The sequence below is a fragment of the Achromobacter deleyi genome (genome assembly GCF_013116765.2).
Classification (GTDB): Bacteria; Pseudomonadota; Gammaproteobacteria; order Burkholderiales; family Burkholderiaceae_B; genus Achromobacter; species Achromobacter deleyi_A.
Map to the genome: position 1 here is coordinate 795,290 of NZ_CP074375.1, position 17,817 is coordinate 813,106.

At 62.9% G+C, this 17,817-nt stretch carries 20 protein-coding genes; 16 read left to right on the plus strand and 4 right to left on the minus strand.

Features of this window, described 5'->3' with window-relative positions; translation table 11 throughout:
- Window positions 1-71: 71 nt before the first annotated feature.
- Window positions 72-656 carry a TetR/AcrR family transcriptional regulator gene (locus HLG70_RS03685; protein WP_171663907.1) on the minus strand — a complete coding sequence of 195 codons (585 nt, stop codon included), beginning with the start codon at window positions 654-656 and terminating at the stop codon, window positions 72-74.
- Between the two features lie 93 nt (window positions 657-749).
- Between HLG70_RS03685 and HLG70_RS03690 the strand changes: the two genes are divergently transcribed.
- Together HLG70_RS03690 and HLG70_RS03695 are read left to right on the plus strand one after the other, a co-directional pair.
- Window positions 750-1,940, plus strand: a complete 1,191-nt coding sequence (locus HLG70_RS03690) for an MFS transporter (RefSeq protein WP_171663906.1) — start codon at window positions 750-752, stop codon at window positions 1,938-1,940.
- Between the two features lie 61 nt (window positions 1,941-2,001).
- Window positions 2,002-2,400 carry a RidA family protein gene (locus HLG70_RS03695; RefSeq protein WP_171663905.1) on the plus strand — a complete coding sequence of 133 codons (399 nt, stop codon included), beginning with the start codon at window positions 2,002-2,004 and terminating at the stop codon, window positions 2,398-2,400.
- Window positions 2,401-2,413: 13 nt separating this feature from the next.
- On the opposite strand, the gene HLG70_RS03700 is transcribed toward HLG70_RS03695, so the two are convergent.
- The gene (locus HLG70_RS03700) at window positions 2,414-3,325 is read right to left on the minus strand and encodes a LysR family transcriptional regulator (protein WP_171663904.1); all 912 of its coding nucleotides are present in this window, start codon (window positions 3,323-3,325) and stop codon (window positions 2,414-2,416) included.
- 124 nt (window positions 3,326-3,449) lie between these two features.
- Here HLG70_RS03700 and HLG70_RS03705 point away from each other — a divergent pair, with 124 nt between their 5' ends.
- From HLG70_RS03705 to HLG70_RS03720, 4 genes are all read left to right on the plus strand, one after another.
- Window positions 3,450-4,607, plus strand: coding sequence for a DSD1 family PLP-dependent enzyme (locus HLG70_RS03705; RefSeq protein WP_171663903.1), 1,158 nt, complete (start codon window positions 3,450-3,452; stop codon window positions 4,605-4,607).
- Window positions 4,608-4,632: 25 nt separating this feature from the next.
- A complete protein-coding gene (locus HLG70_RS03710; protein ID WP_171663902.1) occupies window positions 4,633-5,019 on the plus strand; it encodes a RidA family protein in 387 nt (128 codons plus the stop codon).
- Between the two features lie 355 nt (window positions 5,020-5,374).
- Window positions 5,375-6,454: an autotransporter outer membrane beta-barrel domain-containing protein gene (locus HLG70_RS03715; RefSeq protein WP_213697158.1), complete on the plus strand. Its 1,080-nt coding sequence runs from the start codon at window positions 5,375-5,377 to the stop codon at window positions 6,452-6,454.
- Between the two features lie 76 nt (window positions 6,455-6,530).
- Window positions 6,531-6,803, plus strand: a complete 273-nt coding sequence (locus HLG70_RS03720) for a hypothetical protein (protein ID WP_171663900.1) — start codon at window positions 6,531-6,533, stop codon at window positions 6,801-6,803.
- A 20-nt stretch (window positions 6,804-6,823) separates the two neighbouring features.
- Here the strand turns inward: HLG70_RS03720 and HLG70_RS03725 are convergent, their stop codons facing one another.
- Window positions 6,824-7,123 carry a DUF2513 domain-containing protein gene (locus tag HLG70_RS03725; RefSeq protein ID WP_171663899.1) on the minus strand — a complete coding sequence of 100 codons (300 nt, stop codon included), beginning with the start codon at window positions 7,121-7,123 and terminating at the stop codon, window positions 6,824-6,826.
- Window positions 7,124-7,249: 126 nt separating this feature from the next.
- Between HLG70_RS03725 and HLG70_RS03730 the strand changes: the two genes are divergently transcribed.
- From HLG70_RS03730 to HLG70_RS03750, 5 genes are all read left to right on the plus strand, one after another.
- On the plus strand, window positions 7,250-7,648 hold the full coding sequence (locus HLG70_RS03730) for a hypothetical protein (protein ID WP_171663898.1): 399 nt from the start codon (window positions 7,250-7,252) through the stop codon (window positions 7,646-7,648).
- Between the two features lie 93 nt (window positions 7,649-7,741).
- Window positions 7,742-8,062, plus strand: coding sequence for a hypothetical protein (locus HLG70_RS03735; protein ID WP_171663897.1), 321 nt, complete (start codon window positions 7,742-7,744; stop codon window positions 8,060-8,062).
- 370 nt (window positions 8,063-8,432) lie between these two features.
- Entirely contained in the window at window positions 8,433-8,636 is a 204-nt protein-coding gene (locus HLG70_RS03740) for a cold-shock protein (protein ID WP_006220190.1), read from the plus strand.
- 135 nt (window positions 8,637-8,771) lie between these two features.
- Complete coding sequence (locus HLG70_RS03745) at window positions 8,772-9,335, plus strand: DUF924 family protein (protein WP_171663896.1); 564 nt, start codon at window positions 8,772-8,774, stop codon at window positions 9,333-9,335.
- A gap of 330 nt (window positions 9,336-9,665) precedes the next feature.
- Window positions 9,666-9,872, plus strand: a complete 207-nt coding sequence (locus tag HLG70_RS03750; protein ID WP_006225311.1) for a cold-shock protein — start codon at window positions 9,666-9,668, stop codon at window positions 9,870-9,872.
- Window positions 9,873-9,971: 99 nt separating this feature from the next.
- On the opposite strand, the gene HLG70_RS03755 is transcribed toward HLG70_RS03750, so the two are convergent.
- Window positions 9,972-10,517 carry a TIGR00645 family protein gene (locus HLG70_RS03755; protein ID WP_171663895.1) on the minus strand — a complete coding sequence of 182 codons (546 nt, stop codon included), beginning with the start codon at window positions 10,515-10,517 and terminating at the stop codon, window positions 9,972-9,974.
- 257 nt (window positions 10,518-10,774) lie between these two features.
- Here HLG70_RS03755 and HLG70_RS03760 point away from each other — a divergent pair, with 257 nt between their 5' ends.
- From HLG70_RS03760 to lon, 5 genes are all read left to right on the plus strand, one after another.
- A complete protein-coding gene (locus HLG70_RS03760) occupies window positions 10,775-11,530 on the plus strand; it encodes a M48 family metallopeptidase (RefSeq protein WP_171663894.1) in 756 nt (251 codons plus the stop codon).
- Between the two features lie 164 nt (window positions 11,531-11,694).
- Window positions 11,695-13,005: a trigger factor gene (gene tig, locus HLG70_RS03765; protein ID WP_171663893.1), complete on the plus strand. Its 1,311-nt coding sequence runs from the start codon at window positions 11,695-11,697 to the stop codon at window positions 13,003-13,005.
- A gap of 4 nt (window positions 13,006-13,009) precedes the next feature.
- Window positions 13,010-13,663, plus strand: coding sequence for an ATP-dependent Clp endopeptidase proteolytic subunit ClpP (clpP, locus tag HLG70_RS03770; protein ID WP_171663892.1), 654 nt, complete (start codon window positions 13,010-13,012; stop codon window positions 13,661-13,663).
- Between the two features lie 102 nt (window positions 13,664-13,765).
- Window positions 13,766-15,064, plus strand: coding sequence for an ATP-dependent Clp protease ATP-binding subunit ClpX (gene clpX, locus HLG70_RS03775; RefSeq protein ID WP_171663891.1), 1,299 nt, complete (start codon window positions 13,766-13,768; stop codon window positions 15,062-15,064).
- Between the two features lie 257 nt (window positions 15,065-15,321).
- Window positions 15,322-17,772: an endopeptidase La gene (gene lon, locus HLG70_RS03780; RefSeq protein WP_171663890.1), complete on the plus strand. Its 2,451-nt coding sequence runs from the start codon at window positions 15,322-15,324 to the stop codon at window positions 17,770-17,772.
- The last annotated feature ends 45 nt before the right edge of the window (window positions 17,773-17,817 follow it).

Sequence of the window (17,817 nt, forward strand, 5' to 3'; positions counted from 1 at the left end):
TTTGATAATACGTGCGGCGCGCGGGAATCGCAAACGGGCCAGGCTGGCGCCGACAAGGTTGCATGCTTGCGTCAGCGCCGCAGCAGGCCGCGCAGCAGCAGGTCCAGCGCCTGCAGGGCGTGCGTCAGCCGCCCCTGCTCGTCGCTTTCCTCCGCGATCCAGAAAGCGCTTTCGACCAGGCTGCCATTGACCAGCCGCGCCAGCGCCTGCGGGTCCGCCGGTTCGACGACGCCCTCGTCCATCAGTTTTTGCAGCAGCGCACCCAGCGAAGCAACGCACTGTTGTTCCGCCGCGCCGGGGGCGGGCGCCAGCACCGCCCGCGCGTCCTGTAGCACGATGCGACGGATCTCCGGTTCGACGGCCATCTCCAGATAGGCGCGGCAGCGATCGCGAAAGGCAGTCCAGGCATCGGGAGCCCGAAGGGAAACGGCGCCCAGCCGCTGATCCATCTCGCCGTCGATCTGTTCCACCACCGCGGCGAGCAGGCCTTTCTTGTCGCCGAAGTGGTGATACAAGGCCCCGCGCGTCAATCCTGCGGCAGCGGTGAAATCGTCCATCGACGTGGCGGCATAGCCCGTTTGCCGGAATGCCTGGCGGGCGGCCGCGAGCAGCTTCGCACGGGTGTCTTCAATCATCTCGGCGCGGGATCGCGACATACGGCTCTCCAGGACATACATTGCGTAGGTAAATTGACATACGCAATGTATGTGAATACGATCTCGCTGTCTACCCGCATTCAAAGGACCCCGGTGCCAAATCCGTACCGCGAATTGTTCCAAGCCCCCGGCGCCGCCGGTTTTGTGCTGGCCGGCGCCATCGCGCGCCTGCCTTTGCCCATGATTGGCATCGGCATCATCACCATGCTGTCGCAGGTGCGCGGCGCATATACCCTGGCCGGCGCCGTCGCCGCCACGTTTGCCTTGGCCACGGCATTGCTGGCGCCCCGCATCTCGCGCCTGGTGGACCGCCACGGACAGGGCAGGGTGCTGCCTTTGGCCGCCGGGGTCTGCGTTACGGCGCTGATCGGCCTGTCGGCGAGCGTGCATTGGAATGCGCCGGACTGGGTCCTGTTCATTTTCGCGGCGTTGGCGGGCAGTCTGCCCAGCATGCCCGCCATGATCCGCGCCCGCTGGACGGAGATATTCCGGGACAGGCCCGAACTGCGCACCGCCTATGCCTTGGAGTCGGTGGCGGACGAACTCAGCTTCATTGTCGGCCCGCCCTTGGCGGTAGGCCTGAGCGTTGCGTTGTTTCCTCAGGCGGGGCCGCTGGCAGCCGCATTGCTGCTGGCTGTGGGCGTCACCGCGTTCGTCATGCAGCGCGCCACGGCGCCCGCGGTGCAGTTCCGCGAGGCCGGGCGCCAGGCCTCGGTGCTGCGCATGTTTCGGATGCGCCCGCTTTTGGCCATGATGTCGGCCATGGGCGTGATCGTCGGGACCATCGATGTGCTGAGCGTGGCATTCGCCAGGCAGCAGGGCATGCCGGCCGGCGCGAGCCTGGTGCTGTCCGCCTACGCCCTGGGATCCTGCGTGGCGGGCCTGGTGTTCGGCGTGCTGAAGTTCCAGATGCCGCTTCCTCGCCTGCTGGCCATTGCGGCCGGGGTGACGGCGTTCACCACGCTGCCCTTGCTGCTGGTGAACGATCTGCTCACCCTGTCGCTCGGGGTGCTGCTGGCGGGGCTGTCCTTCGCGCCGACGATGATTATTGCGATGGCCTTGGTGGAAAGCAGCGTGCCGGGCAACCGCCTGACGGAAGGGCTGACATGGCTGGTGACGGGCTTGGGCGCCGGTGTGGCGGCGGGCGCGGCGCTGGCCGGCTGGGTGGTCGACCACCACGGCGTCAGCGCGGGTTTCTGGACCGCCGTGGGCGCGGGCGCGATCGTGCTGCTGGTCGCATTGCCGGGCGCGCGTGTCCGGGCGGCCGAGCCCGTCCGCGCGTAAAGCGCCGGTTGCTAGAATGGCCTGCCGGCGTGTCGCGGCGCCCGGCCCTCAGGAGAAGAGCATGTCCAGAACCGTCGTCAATCCCGATACCGTATTCAACTCCGTGCAGTACGGATTCAGCCAGGCCGTCATCGTGACGGGGCTGCGCCGCATGCTGCTGTCGGGCCAGGTCGGCGTGGATGCCGACGAGCGCACCGTGGGGCCGGGGCTGCAAGTACAGACCGAAGCCGCGCTGGACAACATCGAACGCGTGCTGGCCGCCGCCGGCGGCAAGATGGCCCAGGTCATCATGCTGCGCATCTATATCTGCGATACCGTCAGGGAAGAACAGGAGGTAGTTGCCCAGGCCCTGCGCGACCGGTTCAAGATCGACCCGCCGCCGTCTTCGTGGATCATCGTCAGCGGCTTGTCCTTGCCTGAGTGGCTGATCGAAATCGAGGCGGAAGCGATGCTGGACTGAACGTCCAGGCCTGCTACGCCTCGTCGCGCCAGGGCGGGACGGCAAACGCGGCGCGCAGGCACGCCAGAAAGCCCGCGGTGCGGGCGGACAGTTCCTGCCGCGATTTCACCAGCGCCACCACATTCGCTTCCGGCAGGCTCCAGCCCGCCAGCAAGGGCACCAGCGCGCGAGTCCGCAGATGCGCGGTCACATCCCATTCCGAGCGCGCCACGATGCCATGCCCCGCCAAGGCCCATTCCAGGGTGGCGGCGCCCGTATTGCTGGACAGCACGGGCGTGATGCGTACGCCTACCGCCGGCCCGCGGCCGCGCTTGAACCGCCATAGGGTCACGTCCTCGTCGTTCTCGCGCAGGGCGATGCAGTCGTGGTCGCGCAAGTCTTCCGGCTTGGCGGGCGCGCCCCGGCGCGCCAGGTAGGCGGGCGATGCGCACAGGATCCGGCGATTGGGCGCCAGCGGATAGGCGACCAGCGTAGAGTCACGCAATTCGCCGATATGGACCATGACATCCCAGTTGTCGGACGCAAGCCGGGGAGGGCCGTCCGACAGCGTCAGGCTGGCCGTGACGTCTTCGCTGCTCTTGCGGAACTCGGCCACCAGTCCGGCAACGTAGCGCTGGCCGAAGCCCAGCGGCGCGACGACCCGCAGGTGGCCGGCCACGACGCCGCGCCGTCCCGCCAGTTCGTCGGCCAGGTCGCTCAGTTCGCCGCAAATCTGCCCGGCGCGCAAAGCCAGCAGCCGGCCTTCGTCGGTCAGGGCCGTGCCGCGTCCGGACCGGTTGACCAGCCGGACGCCCAGGCGCTTTTCCAGCGCATGCAGCCGCTGCGTGACGGCCGGGGGCGTCACGTCCAGGGCGCGGGCTGCCTGCGCCAGGGAGCTGGTTGCGGCAAGGCTCAGGAAGAAGCGCAGGTCGTCGGTGGTGATCATTCAGTTTATGCTTAATGGAAAATTAAGATTCTATTAAACACGCCAGGAGGCTGGAGCGCCATACTGCGTTCATAGGGATCCGGGATCGTTCCGCGTCCTTCCACCAATTCCTGAAGAGGCCGTCATGACCCCTGCTGCCGCCGCGTCCACGCTGGACACCCTGGAAACGCCTTGCCTGCTGCTGGACGAGACGCGCATGACGCGCAATATCGACCGCCTGAACACGCTGATGGCCGGCCACGGCGTGCAACTGCGTCCCCACCTCAAGACCCCGAAGTCCATCGAGGTGGCGCGCAGGCTCATGCCGACGCCCCAGGGCCCCGCCGCCGTATCGACACTGCAGGAAGCGGAGCAGTTCGCGGCCGCGGGCGTCACCGACCTGCTGTACGCGGTTGGCGTGTCCCCGGCCAAATTGGAGCGCGTGCTGGCGCTGCGCCGGCGCGGCGTGGACCTGACGGTGGTGGTCGACAGCATCGAGGCGGCGCGGGAGGTGTCCGCGCGGGCCAAGATGGCGGGAGATCCCATCCCGGCGCTGATCGAAATCGATTGCGACGGCCACCGTGCCGGCGTGCAGCCGGGCGACACCAGCCACCTGCTGGCAATCGCCCGGGTGCTGCACGAAGAGGGCGCCTGCCTGCGGGGCGTCATGACGCACGCAGGCGAGTCCTACGGATGCCGCAGCGTGGAGGCGATCGCGGATATGGCCGAGCAGGAGCGCTGGGCCGCCGTAAGCTGCGCGCAGGCGATCCGCGACGCCGGCCTGCCGTGTCCGGTGGTCAGTGTCGGCTCCACGCCGACCGCCCATTTCGCGCGCAACCTCGAGGGTGTGACCGAAGTCCGCGCCGGGGTGTACGTATTCTTCGATCTGGTGATGGCCGGGCTGGGCGTATGCAGCGTGGATGACATCGCGGCCACCGTATTGACGACCGTGATCGGCCATCAGCCCGACAAGGGCTGGATTCTGGTCGATGCCGGATGGATGGCCATGTCGCGTGACCGGGGCACCGCCAAACAGCCGGTGGACCAGCTATACGGGCTGGTCTGCGATGCAGACGGCAAGGTCTATCCGGACGTGTTGCTCGCCGAGACCAATCAGGAGCAGGGCATCATCAAATTGCGTGCCGGCAGCAACGCCGTTTTGCCCGATCTGCCGATCGGCGCCAAGCTGCGGATTGTCCCCAACCACGCCTGCGCCACCTGCGCGCAGCATGATGCGTATGAAGTTGTGCGCCCCGGCGCGCCCGAAGTGGTCGCGCACTGGGAACGCTTTCGCGGCTGGTAGGCCGACCGCCACAAAGGAATCAGACATGGACATCATCCACACACCCAAGGCCACGCCTCCCGCCGGCCACTACTCGCAGGCGGTGCGCGCCAACGGCTTGGTGTTTGTTTCCGGGCAGTTGGGCTTCCTGCCGCCGGTCGAACCAGGCGTCCGCCCGGAGCTGGCCGCGGGCGCTGCCGGCCAGACGCGGGAGGCGCTGCGCAGCGTTCAGGCGATCCTGGATGCTGCCGGCACCTCCCTGTCCGCGGTGGTCAGCGTCACCGTGTATATCCCGGACGTCGGTCTGTGGGACGAGGTCAACGGGGTCTACGAACAGTGTTTTGGCAGCCATCGTCCGGCCCGGGCGATCGTGCCCACGCGCGAGCTGCACTACCGTGCGCTGGTGGAGATCAGCGTGATTGCCGTGGCCTGAGCCTTGCCGATGGGCGGCCTTTTGCGCCGCAGTTATGGATACATATGTTGCCGATGGCCGTAACCGCTGCTTTCATTTGGCGGTCATTTTCAGAGACAGACCGCGCACGCAGAGGCACGGCCTGCCGCAGCCGGCACCGCCAAGCGCGGGCTGAAAAGTCGCCAGATCCTGTGTATCCCACTGGTTTCATAGGGGTTTTTCCAGCCCTAACGCTGAAATAGCAGGCAACAAAGGGCTCATATTCACGCCTGGGATTTCGATTTCCATTCATACAATTTGAAATTGTATTTTGTATAGAATGTAGAAAATCGTGAGCCAACCAGGACGCCGTATGACCTTGAAACCGTCTCTTTCCATGGCACGGCCGCTCCCGGCCAAGCCTGCCTCGCCGTCGTCAAAGCGTGTTGCCGCAGCTGCGCTGGCAGCCGTTTGCCTTGTCCCCTGGGCGGGGGCGGCCGCGGCCTCCCTGACCCCCGCCGAGCGGGCAGCGCTGCGGGCCGCGCAGCAGGCGGCGCAGCAGGCAGCGCTAGAGGCGCTGCAGCGGGCGCAGGCCGAGTACAGGAAGGAAGTGGAGACTCGCGGCGCCAACGCCGTGGCGATGGGCCAGACCGCGTCGATCATGCTCCTGGACACCGAGCTAGGCACGGTGGGGCAGCGCCAGGGCGAATTGCGCAACCTGACGGACAGGGGCGGCCTTTGGGTGCGCGGCACGGGCAGCAGCTACAAGGTGGAAACGGCGAACGCAAGCCGGTTCGACCAGGACGCCAACGCCATTTCCGTCGGTGGCGACTACGCCTGGACCGCGTCCTCGGCCAAGGTCTACCTCGGCGCGTTCGTGGGGCTTTCCCAGTCCAAGCAGGATGCGGAGCTGGGCACCCGCGGAAAGATCAACAGCCGCTACGCGGGCATCTATCTGTCGTATGTCCACGACAACGGCTTGTATGTCGACGTCGTCAACAAGGTCGGCCGGATCGACCAGGACGTGCGGTTTGACCTGCCCTTGAATCGCGGCACCTATAGCGACGGCACGTCCCATACGACTTACAGCGGCAGCGCGGAACTCGGCTATCACTGGCGCCTGGCGAACCAGTGGTTCGTCGAACCCCAGTTGCAGGGCATCTACAGCCGCAGCAGCCAGACATCCATCCAGGGCCGGGCCGGCTTGCGCGCCGGGCGCGACATCAGCCTGTCGGACGGAGGCACGCTGCAGCCCTACGCCAAGGTGTCGTACCTGAAGCAGTTTTCGCACGACGACACGGTGGGATTCGGCAACACGACCTACGACGTGGCGCTTCCGGGAAATCGCTGGCAGATGGGGGGCGGGGTGGCGGTCGAATCCGGACGCCATCGGGCATTCGTGGACCTGCAGTACGGGCATGGCGCGAGCGTGACCCAAGAGGTCACGGCGAATATCGGCTACAGCTTCCGCTTCTGATTCACGCCGGACCAACCCCGGGGCAGGCGCCGCCTATAATGCGGGCGCCTCAATGCCCCCGGGGGAGACCGTCCAAATGCATTACGAGTATCTGTTCTGGTCCATGGCCGCCATGGTGGCCGCCGCGCTGGCTGGCGGCTCCCTTTGCGGTCGCCTGCGATCCATCAGGCATGTGCTGATGGGCGTCGTCGGATTGGCGGCGGCTGTTTTCGTGGCGGTGCTGCTGCTGGCGCGCCACGGCGGTTTCAGCGACCTGGCGGCGATGCTGTCGATCGCCGCATTCATGTTCAGCCTGGTGATCGGCGCCGCGGCATCATTGCTCACGCGGCGCATACTGCAGCGCCGCTGAGCCGCCAGGCGCTCGGCGCCTCATTCTTCCGCGTCGAACTCCTCGTCCTCTTCGTCGTCCTCGTCCTGCTCGAGGGCGTCGTAGCCCTTCCAGGTGATCCGCCAGCGCGTCGCGCCCGCGGTCGCCGCCGTCTCGCTGATCTGCTTGACCAGGCCCGCGTCGGCCAGCAGGTCCAGGTGATGCGCGATCAGTTGCAGGCCCTGTTCCTCGGGGTGAGGAGCCAGCGCGGCGTTCTTGATATCGTGTGTGCTCAGGTTGGGGCCCGGCGCGTCGCGCAGGGCTCCCAGGATCGTGACGACCAGATCGAAATCGCGTTGCATGATGTCCACCATGTAGGGATAGAAAAAGAACACGCCGACGATAGCAGAGTTCCGCTGCCGCGATACGACAGCCGCCGCAGCCGGGTTACAGTCCAGGGTTCTTGATAACCGACACATACTGAGACTATGAAGAAACCCGCAGAACGAGATTGCCTCGCGGTGATCCCCGGCTATACGGGCCAGGCCGCCAAGCTCTTTCTATCGCGTGGCGAAGACGAACGCATCAACGGTGTGACCGTGTTCGACCTGCTGGGCCACGTCAAGCAGCACGGCGACGCCGATGCCGCCGCCGCCTGGGTGGGCGAGTGGCTCGCCCAGGAGGCCGCCAATCGCAAGGCCCGGCGTACCCAGCTCCAGGCGCAGATGTTCATCTGCAAGCTGGCTGGCGACGAGAAGACAACGTTCCTGAACGCCCAGAAGCCGCTGATCCGCGTACTGGCCGAAGCCGGCGTGCGCAGCCGTAGCGTTGCCGCCACGTCCGGGGCTGCCCGCCAGTCGCTGGGACCGAATGTCAGGAAGCATTAGCCTAAGGCTGTTATAGTCGCGCCTGGGCGTGCGTGTGCACCTACACGGTGCGTGCCCAGGCGGGCTTGGCCCGCGAATCAAGGAAGATGGAACATGGAAATAGTCAGTCGGCAAGTTGCCGACGTAGCGGGCGGCGTTGAGCTGCACACCACGCTGGATGGCGAGAGCATCAGCGCCTATGTCGTCATGGGCGTCACCGATCTCAATGCGATCGCAGACATCGTGCCGCGCGAGAAAGTCGAGGCAGGGGCGGATATACACGCCGCTAATGTCGACAATGTTGATAATGCGCAAGAACAGATCGACCAGGTCCTGGAAAATATGAATCCCGGCGACGTGGCGGTTTTCCTTTGCTCGGGTCCCGATGCTTTCGGCGCGGCGCTCGACCTGTTGGGTTTACCTATCGACCAGTAAGCCTGACGGCAAACCAAAGTGCCATCCAAACGGCGTATTGAAGGTTGTACGCATTTTGATGGCATTTATATAAGCCTTGATTGTTTTTTTATGATGTGTGGGTGTAAACACCTACGCAGGACCTCATTCGTCCTATGAAAAAGTGTGTTTTTTTTGCGCAGTTTCTCTTTGTTGCATTATTGGCACGCATTTTTTAGGATTATGTTGACTTGTGAGGGGAACATAACGATAGTGTCGGCACACGATCACAAGCGTTGCGATTTTCGTTCAGTGCCGTGCCTTTTCCGGCTCAGCGTTATTGTTCTACTGTCCCCTCCTTGATTGATTCGTGACCTCCGGGCATTTGCCCATTATCTCTAGGAAATACAGTATGGAAACCGGCGTCGTTAAGTGGTTCAATTCGGAAAAGGGTTATGGCTTCATCACCCCGGAAGCGGGTGGTAAGGATCTGTTCGCTCACTTCTCCGAAATTCAGGGCTCGGGCTTCAAGTCTCTGGAAGAGAACCAGCGCGTCAGCTTTGTGACGGCCAATGGCCCCAAGGGCCCGCAAGCCACGAAGATTCAGGTCCTGTAAGGCTCTGATTTTTCGAAAAAAAGCCCCCTCGTGGGGCTTTTTTTATTTTTGCGCGCAGTATCCTTCTGGCTGTTCCCGTCGATGAGGCGCCCTCGGGGCGCAGACGGCCACCCGCCTTCAGGACTTTCCGCCGCCATGACTACCGCCTCCCTCCCGCCACTTCCCACCCAGCCGCAGGACGTTGTCGCGTTTTGGCTTGATGCGGGTCCCCAGCAGTGGTTCAGTAAAAGCGCGTCGTTCGACGCCACGTTCCGGAAACGATTCGAGGATGTCCATATGGCCGCCGCGGCGCGCCAATTGGATGGCTGGCTGGACGACGCCACGGGCGCCCTCGCGCTGATGATCCTGTTGGACCAGTTCCCCCGCAACGCCTATCGGGGCACCGCGCACATGTTCGCCACCGACCCCCTTGCGCAATACTTCGCCGACCGCGCCATCGCGGCGGGGCACGACCTGGCCGTCGATGGCGGGCTCCGGCAGTTCTTCTACCTGCCGTTTGAGCATGCGGAAAGCCTCGTGGCGCAGAATCGTTGCGTGACCCTGATGGAGCACCTGGACGCCGATTCGCTGCGCTGGGCAGTCCTGCATCGCGACATCATCAAGCGCTTCGGGCGCTTCCCGCATCGCAACGCCGCGCTGGGCAGGCAGACATCGCAGGCCGAACAGGAATTCCTGGATGCGGGCGGGTTCTCGGGCTAGGCCGAGGTTGGCGGCATGGGGGCTGTGCGTGGCATCGCGCGGGGTGAGGTATCCGCCTGTATCCGTGCGTGCCAAGTTGAAAATATCGCCTCTGCAAAGGCCTGGATAGGCGCTTTCCGCCGGCATGGCGGGGTTTGCGAGGCGCTGCAGCCCCTTCGGATATTTGACGTTTTTCCGGGTTCGCCAATACACTGGTTTCAGCGAGATTCTCAAGTGACGCGGTCTGCGTTTCCCTTGGTCGCCGTCAGTGGTGCTGCGGTTGCTATCCTCTCCCATCCTTGATGATCTGGCGCCCCGCGAGCAATCGCTTTTCTAGGTCAAGGACATTCCATGGCAACCGGCATCGTCAAGTGGTTCAACGCCGAAAAGGGTTATGGCTTCATCATGCCCGACGACGGCAGCAAGGATCTTTTCGCTCATTACTCCGAGATCCGTAGCGAAGGCTATAAGTCGCTACAGGAAAATCAGCGCGTCACCTTCGAGGTTGGAACCGGCCCCAAGGGTCCTAGCGCCAAGAACATCAAGGTCGCGGCCTGACACCTTCTGGGTAGCGTGCTCCGGGCACCGCCCGGCGTTCTATCCATAAAATAGCCCCCACGCGCAAGGTGTGGGGGCTTTTTTTTGCCTGAAAGGCGCTCAGTGCTTGTTGGTCGCGGGCGTCGACAGGCGGTCGACCAGCGCGATCCCCAGCGCCGACAGGATGAACAGGGCGTGGATGATGGTCTGCCACATGACGCCGGCTTCGGTGAAGCGCGCATTCGGCGTGCCGATGGTGCCGGCCTCGATGAAGGTACGAAGCAGGTGGATCGACGAGATGCCGATGATGGCCATCGCCAGTTTCACCTTCAATACGCTTGCGTTCACATGGCTTAGCCATTCCGGCTGATCCGGATGGTTTTGCAGCCGCAGGCGGGACACGAAGGTCTCGTATCCGCCGACGATCACCATGACAAGCAGGTTCGAGATCATGACCACGTCGATCAGGCCCAGCACCAGCAGCATGATCTCCATTTCGCCGAAGCTGTTGGCGTGCGTGATCAGGTGCCACAGCTCCTTCAGGAACAACAGGACGTAGACGCCTTGCGCGACGATCAGGCCCAGGTAGAGCGGCAGCTGCAGCCAGCGGGAGCTGAAGATCAGGCTGGGGAGCAGGCCTAGGCGGGGAGGGGGATTCGGGATCATGTTGGGTGCGAGCCGTTTGTTGTTTGCAAAAAAAGCGCGGCGGCAATTCTATCAATGCCGTCGTGCAAGAGACATTTGTTTTTGATGACAGAGATTTTTCAAGACATGGGCTAGCACGGCCTGGGGAGACCTGCTTGCCTTTTCTGTAAGTGAACTTCGCATTTGCGAAACTCTGTGCCGAAACGCTTCGAAAGCTTATGCCCTATATAGAATTGCGGCCTCGTTTGCATAGAACAAGTCAATAGGAGTTTGTTCCCATGAAGATCCGCTACACCGTCGCCGCGTTGACCGTCGCGCTTGCGCCGTACTCGGCTGCGCACGCCCTGGATATCGGGGGGCTTGTGGGCGCCGGCGCCAAGGTGGTCCAGGCCGCAACGCTGAGCGATGCCGAGATCAAGACCCTGTCGGACAAGGCTTGCGCGCAGAGCGATTCGCAGGAAAAGATTGCTGCCCCCGGCAGCAAGTACGACGCGCGCCTGCAAAAGATCGCCAAGTCGCTGGGTGGCACGGTCAACGGCCAGAAAGCGAACTACAAGGTCTACCTCACGAAGGACGTCAACGCCTGGGCCATGGCCAACGGATGCATTCGCGTCTATAGCGGCCTGATGGACATGATGACGGACGACGAGGTGTTGGGCGTGGTGGGCCACGAAATCGGCCACGTGGCGCTGGGCCACAGCAAGAAGGCGATGCAAACCGCCTATACGGTGTCGGCGGCGCGCGACGCGGCCGGCGCGGCTGGCGGCTCGACGGTTGCTGCCCTGAGTTCCTCGCAGTTGGGCGACCTGACCGAGAAGTTCATCAATGCGCAATTCTCGCAATCGCAGGAAAGCGCGGCGGACGATTACTCGTTCGATCAATTGCAGGCCAAGAAGCTGAATACCCGCGGCCTGGTGACCGCATTCCAGAAACTTGCCGAGCTGGATGGCGGCAAGAGCGATATGATGAGCTCGCACCCGTCCTCGGCCAAGCGCGCTCAGCACATCGAAGACCGCATCGCCAAGGCCAAATAAGCCTTTAAACAGACGTTTGCCCTCTCTTTTCGGGCGAAAAACGGGGCGCGAGCATCCGGGCAAATCCGGGGCTCGCGCCTCTTTGCGTCAGGGTTCCGGAAGTTTCCGGTAAAATGGCGCGTTTATCCGCCCGTAATCTCATCTCTCGGAAAATAGGTCTTTTAATGCAGCCTGTGGTTGAAACCCTCTCCGGCCTGGAGCGCCGTGTTGATCTGGCCGTCTCGGTGGCCGACGTCGAAAAGGAAGTCCAGGCGCAATTGAAGCGCGTGGCTCGCACCGCCAAGGTCCCCGGCTTCCGCCCGGGTAAAGCTCCGCTCGCCATGCTCGAGCGCAGCCATGGCCCCAGCATCCGCTACGACGTGATCAATAGCCAAGTTGGCCGTGCCTTTGAACAAGCTGTCGATGGCGCCAAGTTGCGCGTCGCCGGCGCCCCGAACCTCGAACCCAAGACCGAAGGCGTTACCGACGACACGCTGGCGTTCACCGCCACGTTCGAGGTCTATCCTGAAGTCGCCGTGCCGGATCTTTCGACCCTGGCCGTCACCCGCTTTGACACTGCCGTCACCGACGCCGAAGTGCAACAGACCCTGGACGTCCTGCGCAAGCAGCGCGCCACGTTCGAAGCCCGCGAAGGCCGCGCCTCCGCCGACGGCGACCGCGTCACGCTGGACTTCGCCGGCACCATCGACGGCGTGCCGTTCGAAGGCGGCAAGGCCGAAGATTTCCCGTTCGTGCTCGGCCAAGGCCGCATGCTGCCGGAATTCGAAGAAGCCGCCCGCGGCCTGAAGGCTGGCGAGTCCAAGGTCTTCCAGCTCAAGTTCCCCGATGACTACCAAGGTGTGGAAGTCGCCGGCAAGACCGCCGAATTCACCATTACCATCAAGGAAGTGGCTGAAGGCGTCCTGCCCGAACTGAACAGCGAATTCGCCAAGTCCCTGGGCCAAGCCGAAGGCGACGTCGAAAAGCTGAAGGCCGACATCCGCAGCAACATCGAACGCGAAGTCAAGGTGCGCTCGCAAGGCCGCACCAAGTCCAGCGTCATGGATGCCCTGGTCGAAGCCGGCAAGTTTGATGTGCCGAAGGCCCTGGTCGACAACGACGTGCAAGGTCGTGTCGCCGCTGCCCGCGAAGAGCTCAAGCAGCGCGGCATCCCGAACGCCGAGTCCGTGCCGATCCCGGCTGAAGCCTTCTCGACCGAATCCGAGCGCCGCGTCCGTCTGGGCCTGCTGGTGTCGGAACTGGTCAAGCAAGCCCAGCTGCAAGCCAAGCCCGAGCAAGTTCGCGCGCGCATTGAAGAATTCGCCGAAAACTACGAACAACCCGCTCAGGTTGTCAGCTATTACCTGGCTGACCGCCAGCGTCGTGCTGAAATCGAGGCTATCGTGCTGGAAGACAACGTCGTCGCGCACGTGTTGGAAAAGGCCAAGGTCACCGAAGAAAAGGTGCCTTTTGATCAGTTGATGGGGATGGCGTAACACTATGCAGAGATTCACCGATTTCTATGCGGCAATGAATGGCGGGTCTTCGGTGACCCCCACCGGCCTGGGCTACATTCCCATGGTGATCGAGCAGTCGGGGCGCGGCGAACGCGCCTACGACATCTATTCGCGTCTGCTCCGCGAGCGGCTCATTTTCCTGGTGGGACCGGTGAACGACACCACGGCCAACCTGGTTGTGGCTCAGTTGCTGTTCCTGGAATCGGAGAATCCTGACAAGGACATTTCCCTGTACATCAACTCGCCCGGCGGGTCGGTGTATGCGGGAATGGCCATCTTTGACACCATGCAGTTCGTCAAGCCGGACGTTTCCACCCTGTGCACCGGCCTGGCGGCCAGCATGGGCGCGTTCCTGCTGGCGGCGGGCAAGAAGGGCAAGCGCTTTACCTTGCCCAACTCGCGCATCATGATTCACCAGCCGTCCGGCGGCGCCCAAGGGCAAGCCTCGGACATCCAGATCCAGGCTCGCGAGATCCTGGACCTGCGCGAGCGCCTGAACCGCATCCTGGCCCAGAACACCGGCCAGACGATGGAGCGCATCGAGCTGGACACGGAACGTGACAACTTCATGTCGGCCGAAGATGCGGTATCGTATGGACTGGTGGACAAGGTGATGACCTCCCGTTCGGAAGGCTGACTTCCCGGTTGATCCAGACCCCCTGCCATCATGTTTGAGTAAGCGCATGCGCTAGACCTTTTATTTGGTCTGGCGCATCTTTACCTGAGATACGAAACAAATATGCCTGAAAAAAAGGGATCGGCAGACGCAAAAGTGCTGCATTGCTCGTTTTGCAATAAAAGCCAGCATGAAGTCCGCAAGCTGATCGCGGGTCCGTCGGTATTCATCTGCGATGAATGCATAGACCTGTGCAACGACATCATCCGCGAGGAAGCGCAGGCAACCGCGCGCGCGGCGATTCGTTCCGAGCTGCCCACTCCGGCCGAAATCAAGACTTTCCTCGACCAGTACGTCATCGGGCAGAATTCGCCCAAGCGCATGCTGGCCGTGGCCGTCTACAACCACTACAAGCGCATTCGTCACGGCGAGATCAAGGGTGACGAAGTCGAGCTGTCCAAGAGCAACATCATGCTGATCGGCCCCACCGGGTCGGGCAAGACGCTCCTGGCACAGACGCTGGCGCGCATGCTGAATGTGCCTTTCGTGATGGCTGACGCCACCACGCTGACCGAGGCCGGCTATGTGGGCGAAGACGTCGAGAACATCATTCAGAAGTTGCTGCAGAACTGCAACTACGAAGTGGAAAAGGCGCAGCGCGCCATTATCTACATCGATGAAATCGACAAGATCTCCCGCAAGTCCGACAACCCGTCCATCACCCGCGACGTTTCGGGCGAGGGCGTGCAGCAGGCTTTGCTGAAGCTGATCGAAGGCACGGTGGCCTCGGTGCCGCCGCAAGGTGGTCGCAAGCATCCCAACCAGGACTTCGTCCAGGTGGATACCACCAACATCCTGTTCATTGTGGGCGGCGCCTTCGACGGACTGGAAAAAGTCATTCGCGATCGCACCGAAAAGTCCGGCATCGGCTTCTCGGCTTCCGTGCGCGCCAAGTCGGAACGTGGCGTGGGCGAGCTCTTCTCCGAAGTCGAACCGGAAGATCTGATCAAATTCGGCCTCATCCCCGAATTGGTCGGCCGCCTGCCGGTCGTCGCCACGCTCGATGAGCTGGACGAAGCGGCCCTGGTCGAGATCCTGACCGAGCCCAAGAATGCCTTGCTCAAGCAATTCCAGAAGCTGTTCGCCATGGAAGGCGCCGAGCTCGACGTGCGGCCCGCTGCACTGAAGGCCATCGCCCGCAAGGCGCTCAAGCGCAAGACCGGCGCGCGTGGCCTGCGGTCCATCATCGAGCAGGCATTGCTCGACACCATGTATGACCTGCCTTCCCAAGGCAACGTCAAGCGCGTGGTGCTGGACGAAGGCGCCATTGAAGGCGAGGGCAAGCCCTTGCTTATCTATGCCGACGAAGCCGCTGCTCTGGAAAAACCGGAGCGCGGGGAAGTCCGCGACGCCGCGGCCTGATATTTCAAAAAAACCCGTTCGCGTAACGGGTTTTTTTTCCTGCAGGCGCTCCCCAGGTGAAAACGCGCTTTTCTCGCGGCCACGCTGCCCGCATACTAAGGGCGCTGTCTGGGGTTTTTTTTAGCCTGTAGGTTATCCGGGCGCCGAGATCTTGAATTTTCGGCTATTGTTCCCATAACAGACGTAACTGACGAGTTTGCTCGGGTATTCCCGGGTACCCCGTCCCCGATACGCCGAGTCATACCGAGGAACCTCCTATGTCTGCCAGCCAGACCCTGCCTTCCGACCCGATCGACCTTCCCCTGCTGCCACTGCGCGATGTCGTAGTGTTCCCGCATATGGTCATCCCGCTGTTCGTCGGCCGTCCGCGCTCCATACGCGCGCTCGAGGTTGCGATGGAAGCGGGCAAAAGCATCATGTTGGTGGCCCAAAAGTCCGCCGGCAAGGATGACCCCACGCCTGAAGACGTCTACGAAATCGGTTGCGTCGCGGGCATCCTGCAAATGCTCAAGCTGCCCGATGGCACCGTCAAGGTGCTGGTCGAAGGCACCCAGCGCGCTCGCATCAACAGTATTGAAGATGCCGATTCGCACTTCACCTGCCAGGTGTCGCCGATCGAACCGGACGCCATGCAAGGCTCCGAGACCGAGGCCCTGCGCCGCGCGATCGTTGCCCAGTTCGAGCAATACGTAAAACTCAACAAGAAGATCCCCCCGGAGATCCTGACCTCGCTGGCTGGCATCGATGATGCCGGACGCCTGGCCGACACGATCGCCGCGCATCTTCCCTTGAAGCTCGAGCAGAAGCAGAAGATGCTCGAGATCGTCGGCACCTCCGAACGCCTCGAAGGCTTGCTCACGCAACTCGAAACCGAAATCGACATTCTCCAGGTCGAGAAGCGGATTCGCGGCCGCGTGAAGAAGCAGATGGAAAAGAGCCAGCGCGACTACTACCTGAATGAGCAGGTCAAGGCCATTCAGAAGGAGTTGGGCGAAGGCGAAGAGGGCGCGGACATCGAAGAGCTTGAAAAGAAGATCATCGCTGCCCACATGCCCAAAGAGGCGCGCAAGAAGGCCGATGCCGAGCTCAAGAAGCTCAAGCTCATGTCGCCCATGTCGGCCGAAGCCACCGTGGTGCGCAACTACATCGATACGCTCATCAACCTCCCCTGGAGGAAGAAGAGCAAGATCAACAATTCGATCAGCAACGCCGAAACGGTGCTGGACAACGACCACTATGGCCTCGAGAAGGTCAAGGAACGGATCCTGGAATATCTTGCCGTGCAACAGCGCGTGGACAAGGTGAAGGCCCCGATCCTGTGCCTGGTCGGCCCTCCGGGCGTCGGCAAGACCTCGCTGGGGCAGTCCATCGCCAAGGCGACGAACCGCAAGTTCGTCCGCATGGCGCTGGGCGGCGTGCGCGACGAGGCCGAGATCCGCGGCCACCGTCGTACGTACATCGGCTCCATGCCCGGCAAGATCGTCCAGAACATGTCGAAGGTCGGCGTGCGCAATCCCTTGTTCCTGCTTGATGAAATCGACAAGCTGGGCATGGATTTCCGCGGCGATCCTTCCTCGGCGCTGCTCGAAGTGCTGGACCCGGAACAGAACCACACGTTCCAGGACCACTACATCGAAGTCGACTTCGACCTGTCCGACGTCATGTTCGTGGCCACCAGCAACACGCTGAACATTCCGCCCGCGCTGCTGGACCGCATGGAAGTGATCCGCCTGTCGGGTTACACCGAGGAAGAGAAGATCCATATCGGCCGCGACCATCTGCTGCCCAAGCTGATGAAGAACAACGGCGTGAAGGACAGCGAGCTGACGGTGGACGACAGCGCGCTGCGCGACATCGTGCGCTACTACACCCGGGAAGCCGGCGTGCGTGCGCTCGAACGCGAAGTGGGCAAGATCTGCCGCAAGGTCATCAAGCAGTTGCTGACCCAGACCGACCGCGCCAAGGCCGAGGGCAAGACCCTCGAGGTCAAGCCGGTCAACGTCACGGGTGACAACCTGAGCGATTACCTGGGCGTGCGCCGCTACACCTTCGGCATGGCCGAAAAGGAAAACCAGATCGGCCAGGTCACGGGTCTGGCGTGGACGGAAGTCGGCGGCGACCTGCTGACGATCGAAGTCGCGGACATGCCCGGCAAGGGCGTCATCCAACGCACGGGTTCGCTCGGCGATGTGATGAAGGAGTCGGTCGAAGCCGCGCGTACGGTTGTGCGCTCGCGTGCTCGCCGTCTGGGCTTTGCCGACAGCGTCTTCGAAAAGCACGACATGCACGTCCACGTGCCGGAAGGCGCGACGCCCAAGGACGGTCCGTCCGCGGGTATCGCGATCACCACGGCCATGGTGTCGGCCTTGTCGCGCATCCCGGTGCGCGCCGATGTCGCCATGACCGGCGAGATCACGCTGCGCGGCGAAGTGCTGCCGATCGGCGGCCTGAAGGAAAAGCTGTTGGCGGCCCACCGTGGCGGCATCAAGACGGTCTTGATCCCGGAAGAAAACGTCAAGGACTTGGCGGAGATTCCGGACAACGTCAAGAACCACCTTGAGATCGTGCCGGTGCGCTGGATCGACAAGGTGCTGGAACTGGCCCTGGAGCGTCTGCCGGAGCCCTTGGCCGAGGAAGAGGCGGTCAAGGAGCCGCTGGTCGCCAAGCCGGCTGAGCCCGGTTCGACCGACCCCGTGCTCAAGCACTGATAGTGCCTGCAAGGGCGCCTTCGAAAGAGGGCGCCCAAAAAGCAA

Coding starts and splice junctions, on each gene's coding strand:
- HLG70_RS03760 (WP_171663894.1), top strand. CDS start 10,775: ATGAAGATCCGCTACACCGTCGCCGCGTTGACCGTCGCGCTTGCGCCG.
- HLG70_RS03695 (WP_171663905.1), top strand. CDS start 2,002: ATGTCCAGAACCGTCGTCAATCCCGATACCGTATTCAACTCCGTGCAG.
- clpP (WP_171663892.1), top strand. CDS start 13,010: ATGCAGAGATTCACCGATTTCTATGCGGCAATGAATGGCGGGTCTTCG.
- HLG70_RS03685 (WP_171663907.1), bottom strand. CDS start 656: ATGTCGCGATCCCGCGCCGAGATGATTGAAGACACCCGTGCGAAGCTG.
- HLG70_RS03745 (WP_171663896.1), top strand. CDS start 8,772: ATGACTACCGCCTCCCTCCCGCCACTTCCCACCCAGCCGCAGGACGTT.
- HLG70_RS03720 (WP_171663900.1), top strand. CDS start 6,531: ATGCATTACGAGTATCTGTTCTGGTCCATGGCCGCCATGGTGGCCGCC.
- HLG70_RS03715 (WP_213697158.1), top strand. CDS start 5,375: ATGGCACGGCCGCTCCCGGCCAAGCCTGCCTCGCCGTCGTCAAAGCGT.
- HLG70_RS03755 (WP_171663895.1), bottom strand. CDS start 10,517: ATGATCCCGAATCCCCCTCCCCGCCTAGGCCTGCTCCCCAGCCTGATC.
- HLG70_RS03700 (WP_171663904.1), bottom strand. CDS start 3,325: ATGATCACCACCGACGACCTGCGCTTCTTCCTGAGCCTTGCCGCAACC.
- clpX (WP_171663891.1), top strand. CDS start 13,766: ATGCCTGAAAAAAAGGGATCGGCAGACGCAAAAGTGCTGCATTGCTCG.
- HLG70_RS03735 (WP_171663897.1), top strand. CDS start 7,742: ATGGAAATAGTCAGTCGGCAAGTTGCCGACGTAGCGGGCGGCGTTGAG.
- lon (WP_171663890.1), top strand. CDS start 15,322: ATGTCTGCCAGCCAGACCCTGCCTTCCGACCCGATCGACCTTCCCCTG.
- HLG70_RS03725 (WP_171663899.1), bottom strand. CDS start 7,123: ATGCAACGCGATTTCGATCTGGTCGTCACGATCCTGGGAGCCCTGCGC.
- tig (WP_171663893.1), top strand. CDS start 11,695: ATGCAGCCTGTGGTTGAAACCCTCTCCGGCCTGGAGCGCCGTGTTGAT.
- HLG70_RS03710 (WP_171663902.1), top strand. CDS start 4,633: ATGGACATCATCCACACACCCAAGGCCACGCCTCCCGCCGGCCACTAC.
- HLG70_RS03730 (WP_171663898.1), top strand. CDS start 7,250: ATGAAGAAACCCGCAGAACGAGATTGCCTCGCGGTGATCCCCGGCTAT.
- HLG70_RS03750 (WP_006225311.1), top strand. CDS start 9,666: ATGGCAACCGGCATCGTCAAGTGGTTCAACGCCGAAAAGGGTTATGGC.
- HLG70_RS03740 (WP_006220190.1), top strand. CDS start 8,433: ATGGAAACCGGCGTCGTTAAGTGGTTCAATTCGGAAAAGGGTTATGGC.
- HLG70_RS03705 (WP_171663903.1), top strand. CDS start 3,450: ATGACCCCTGCTGCCGCCGCGTCCACGCTGGACACCCTGGAAACGCCT.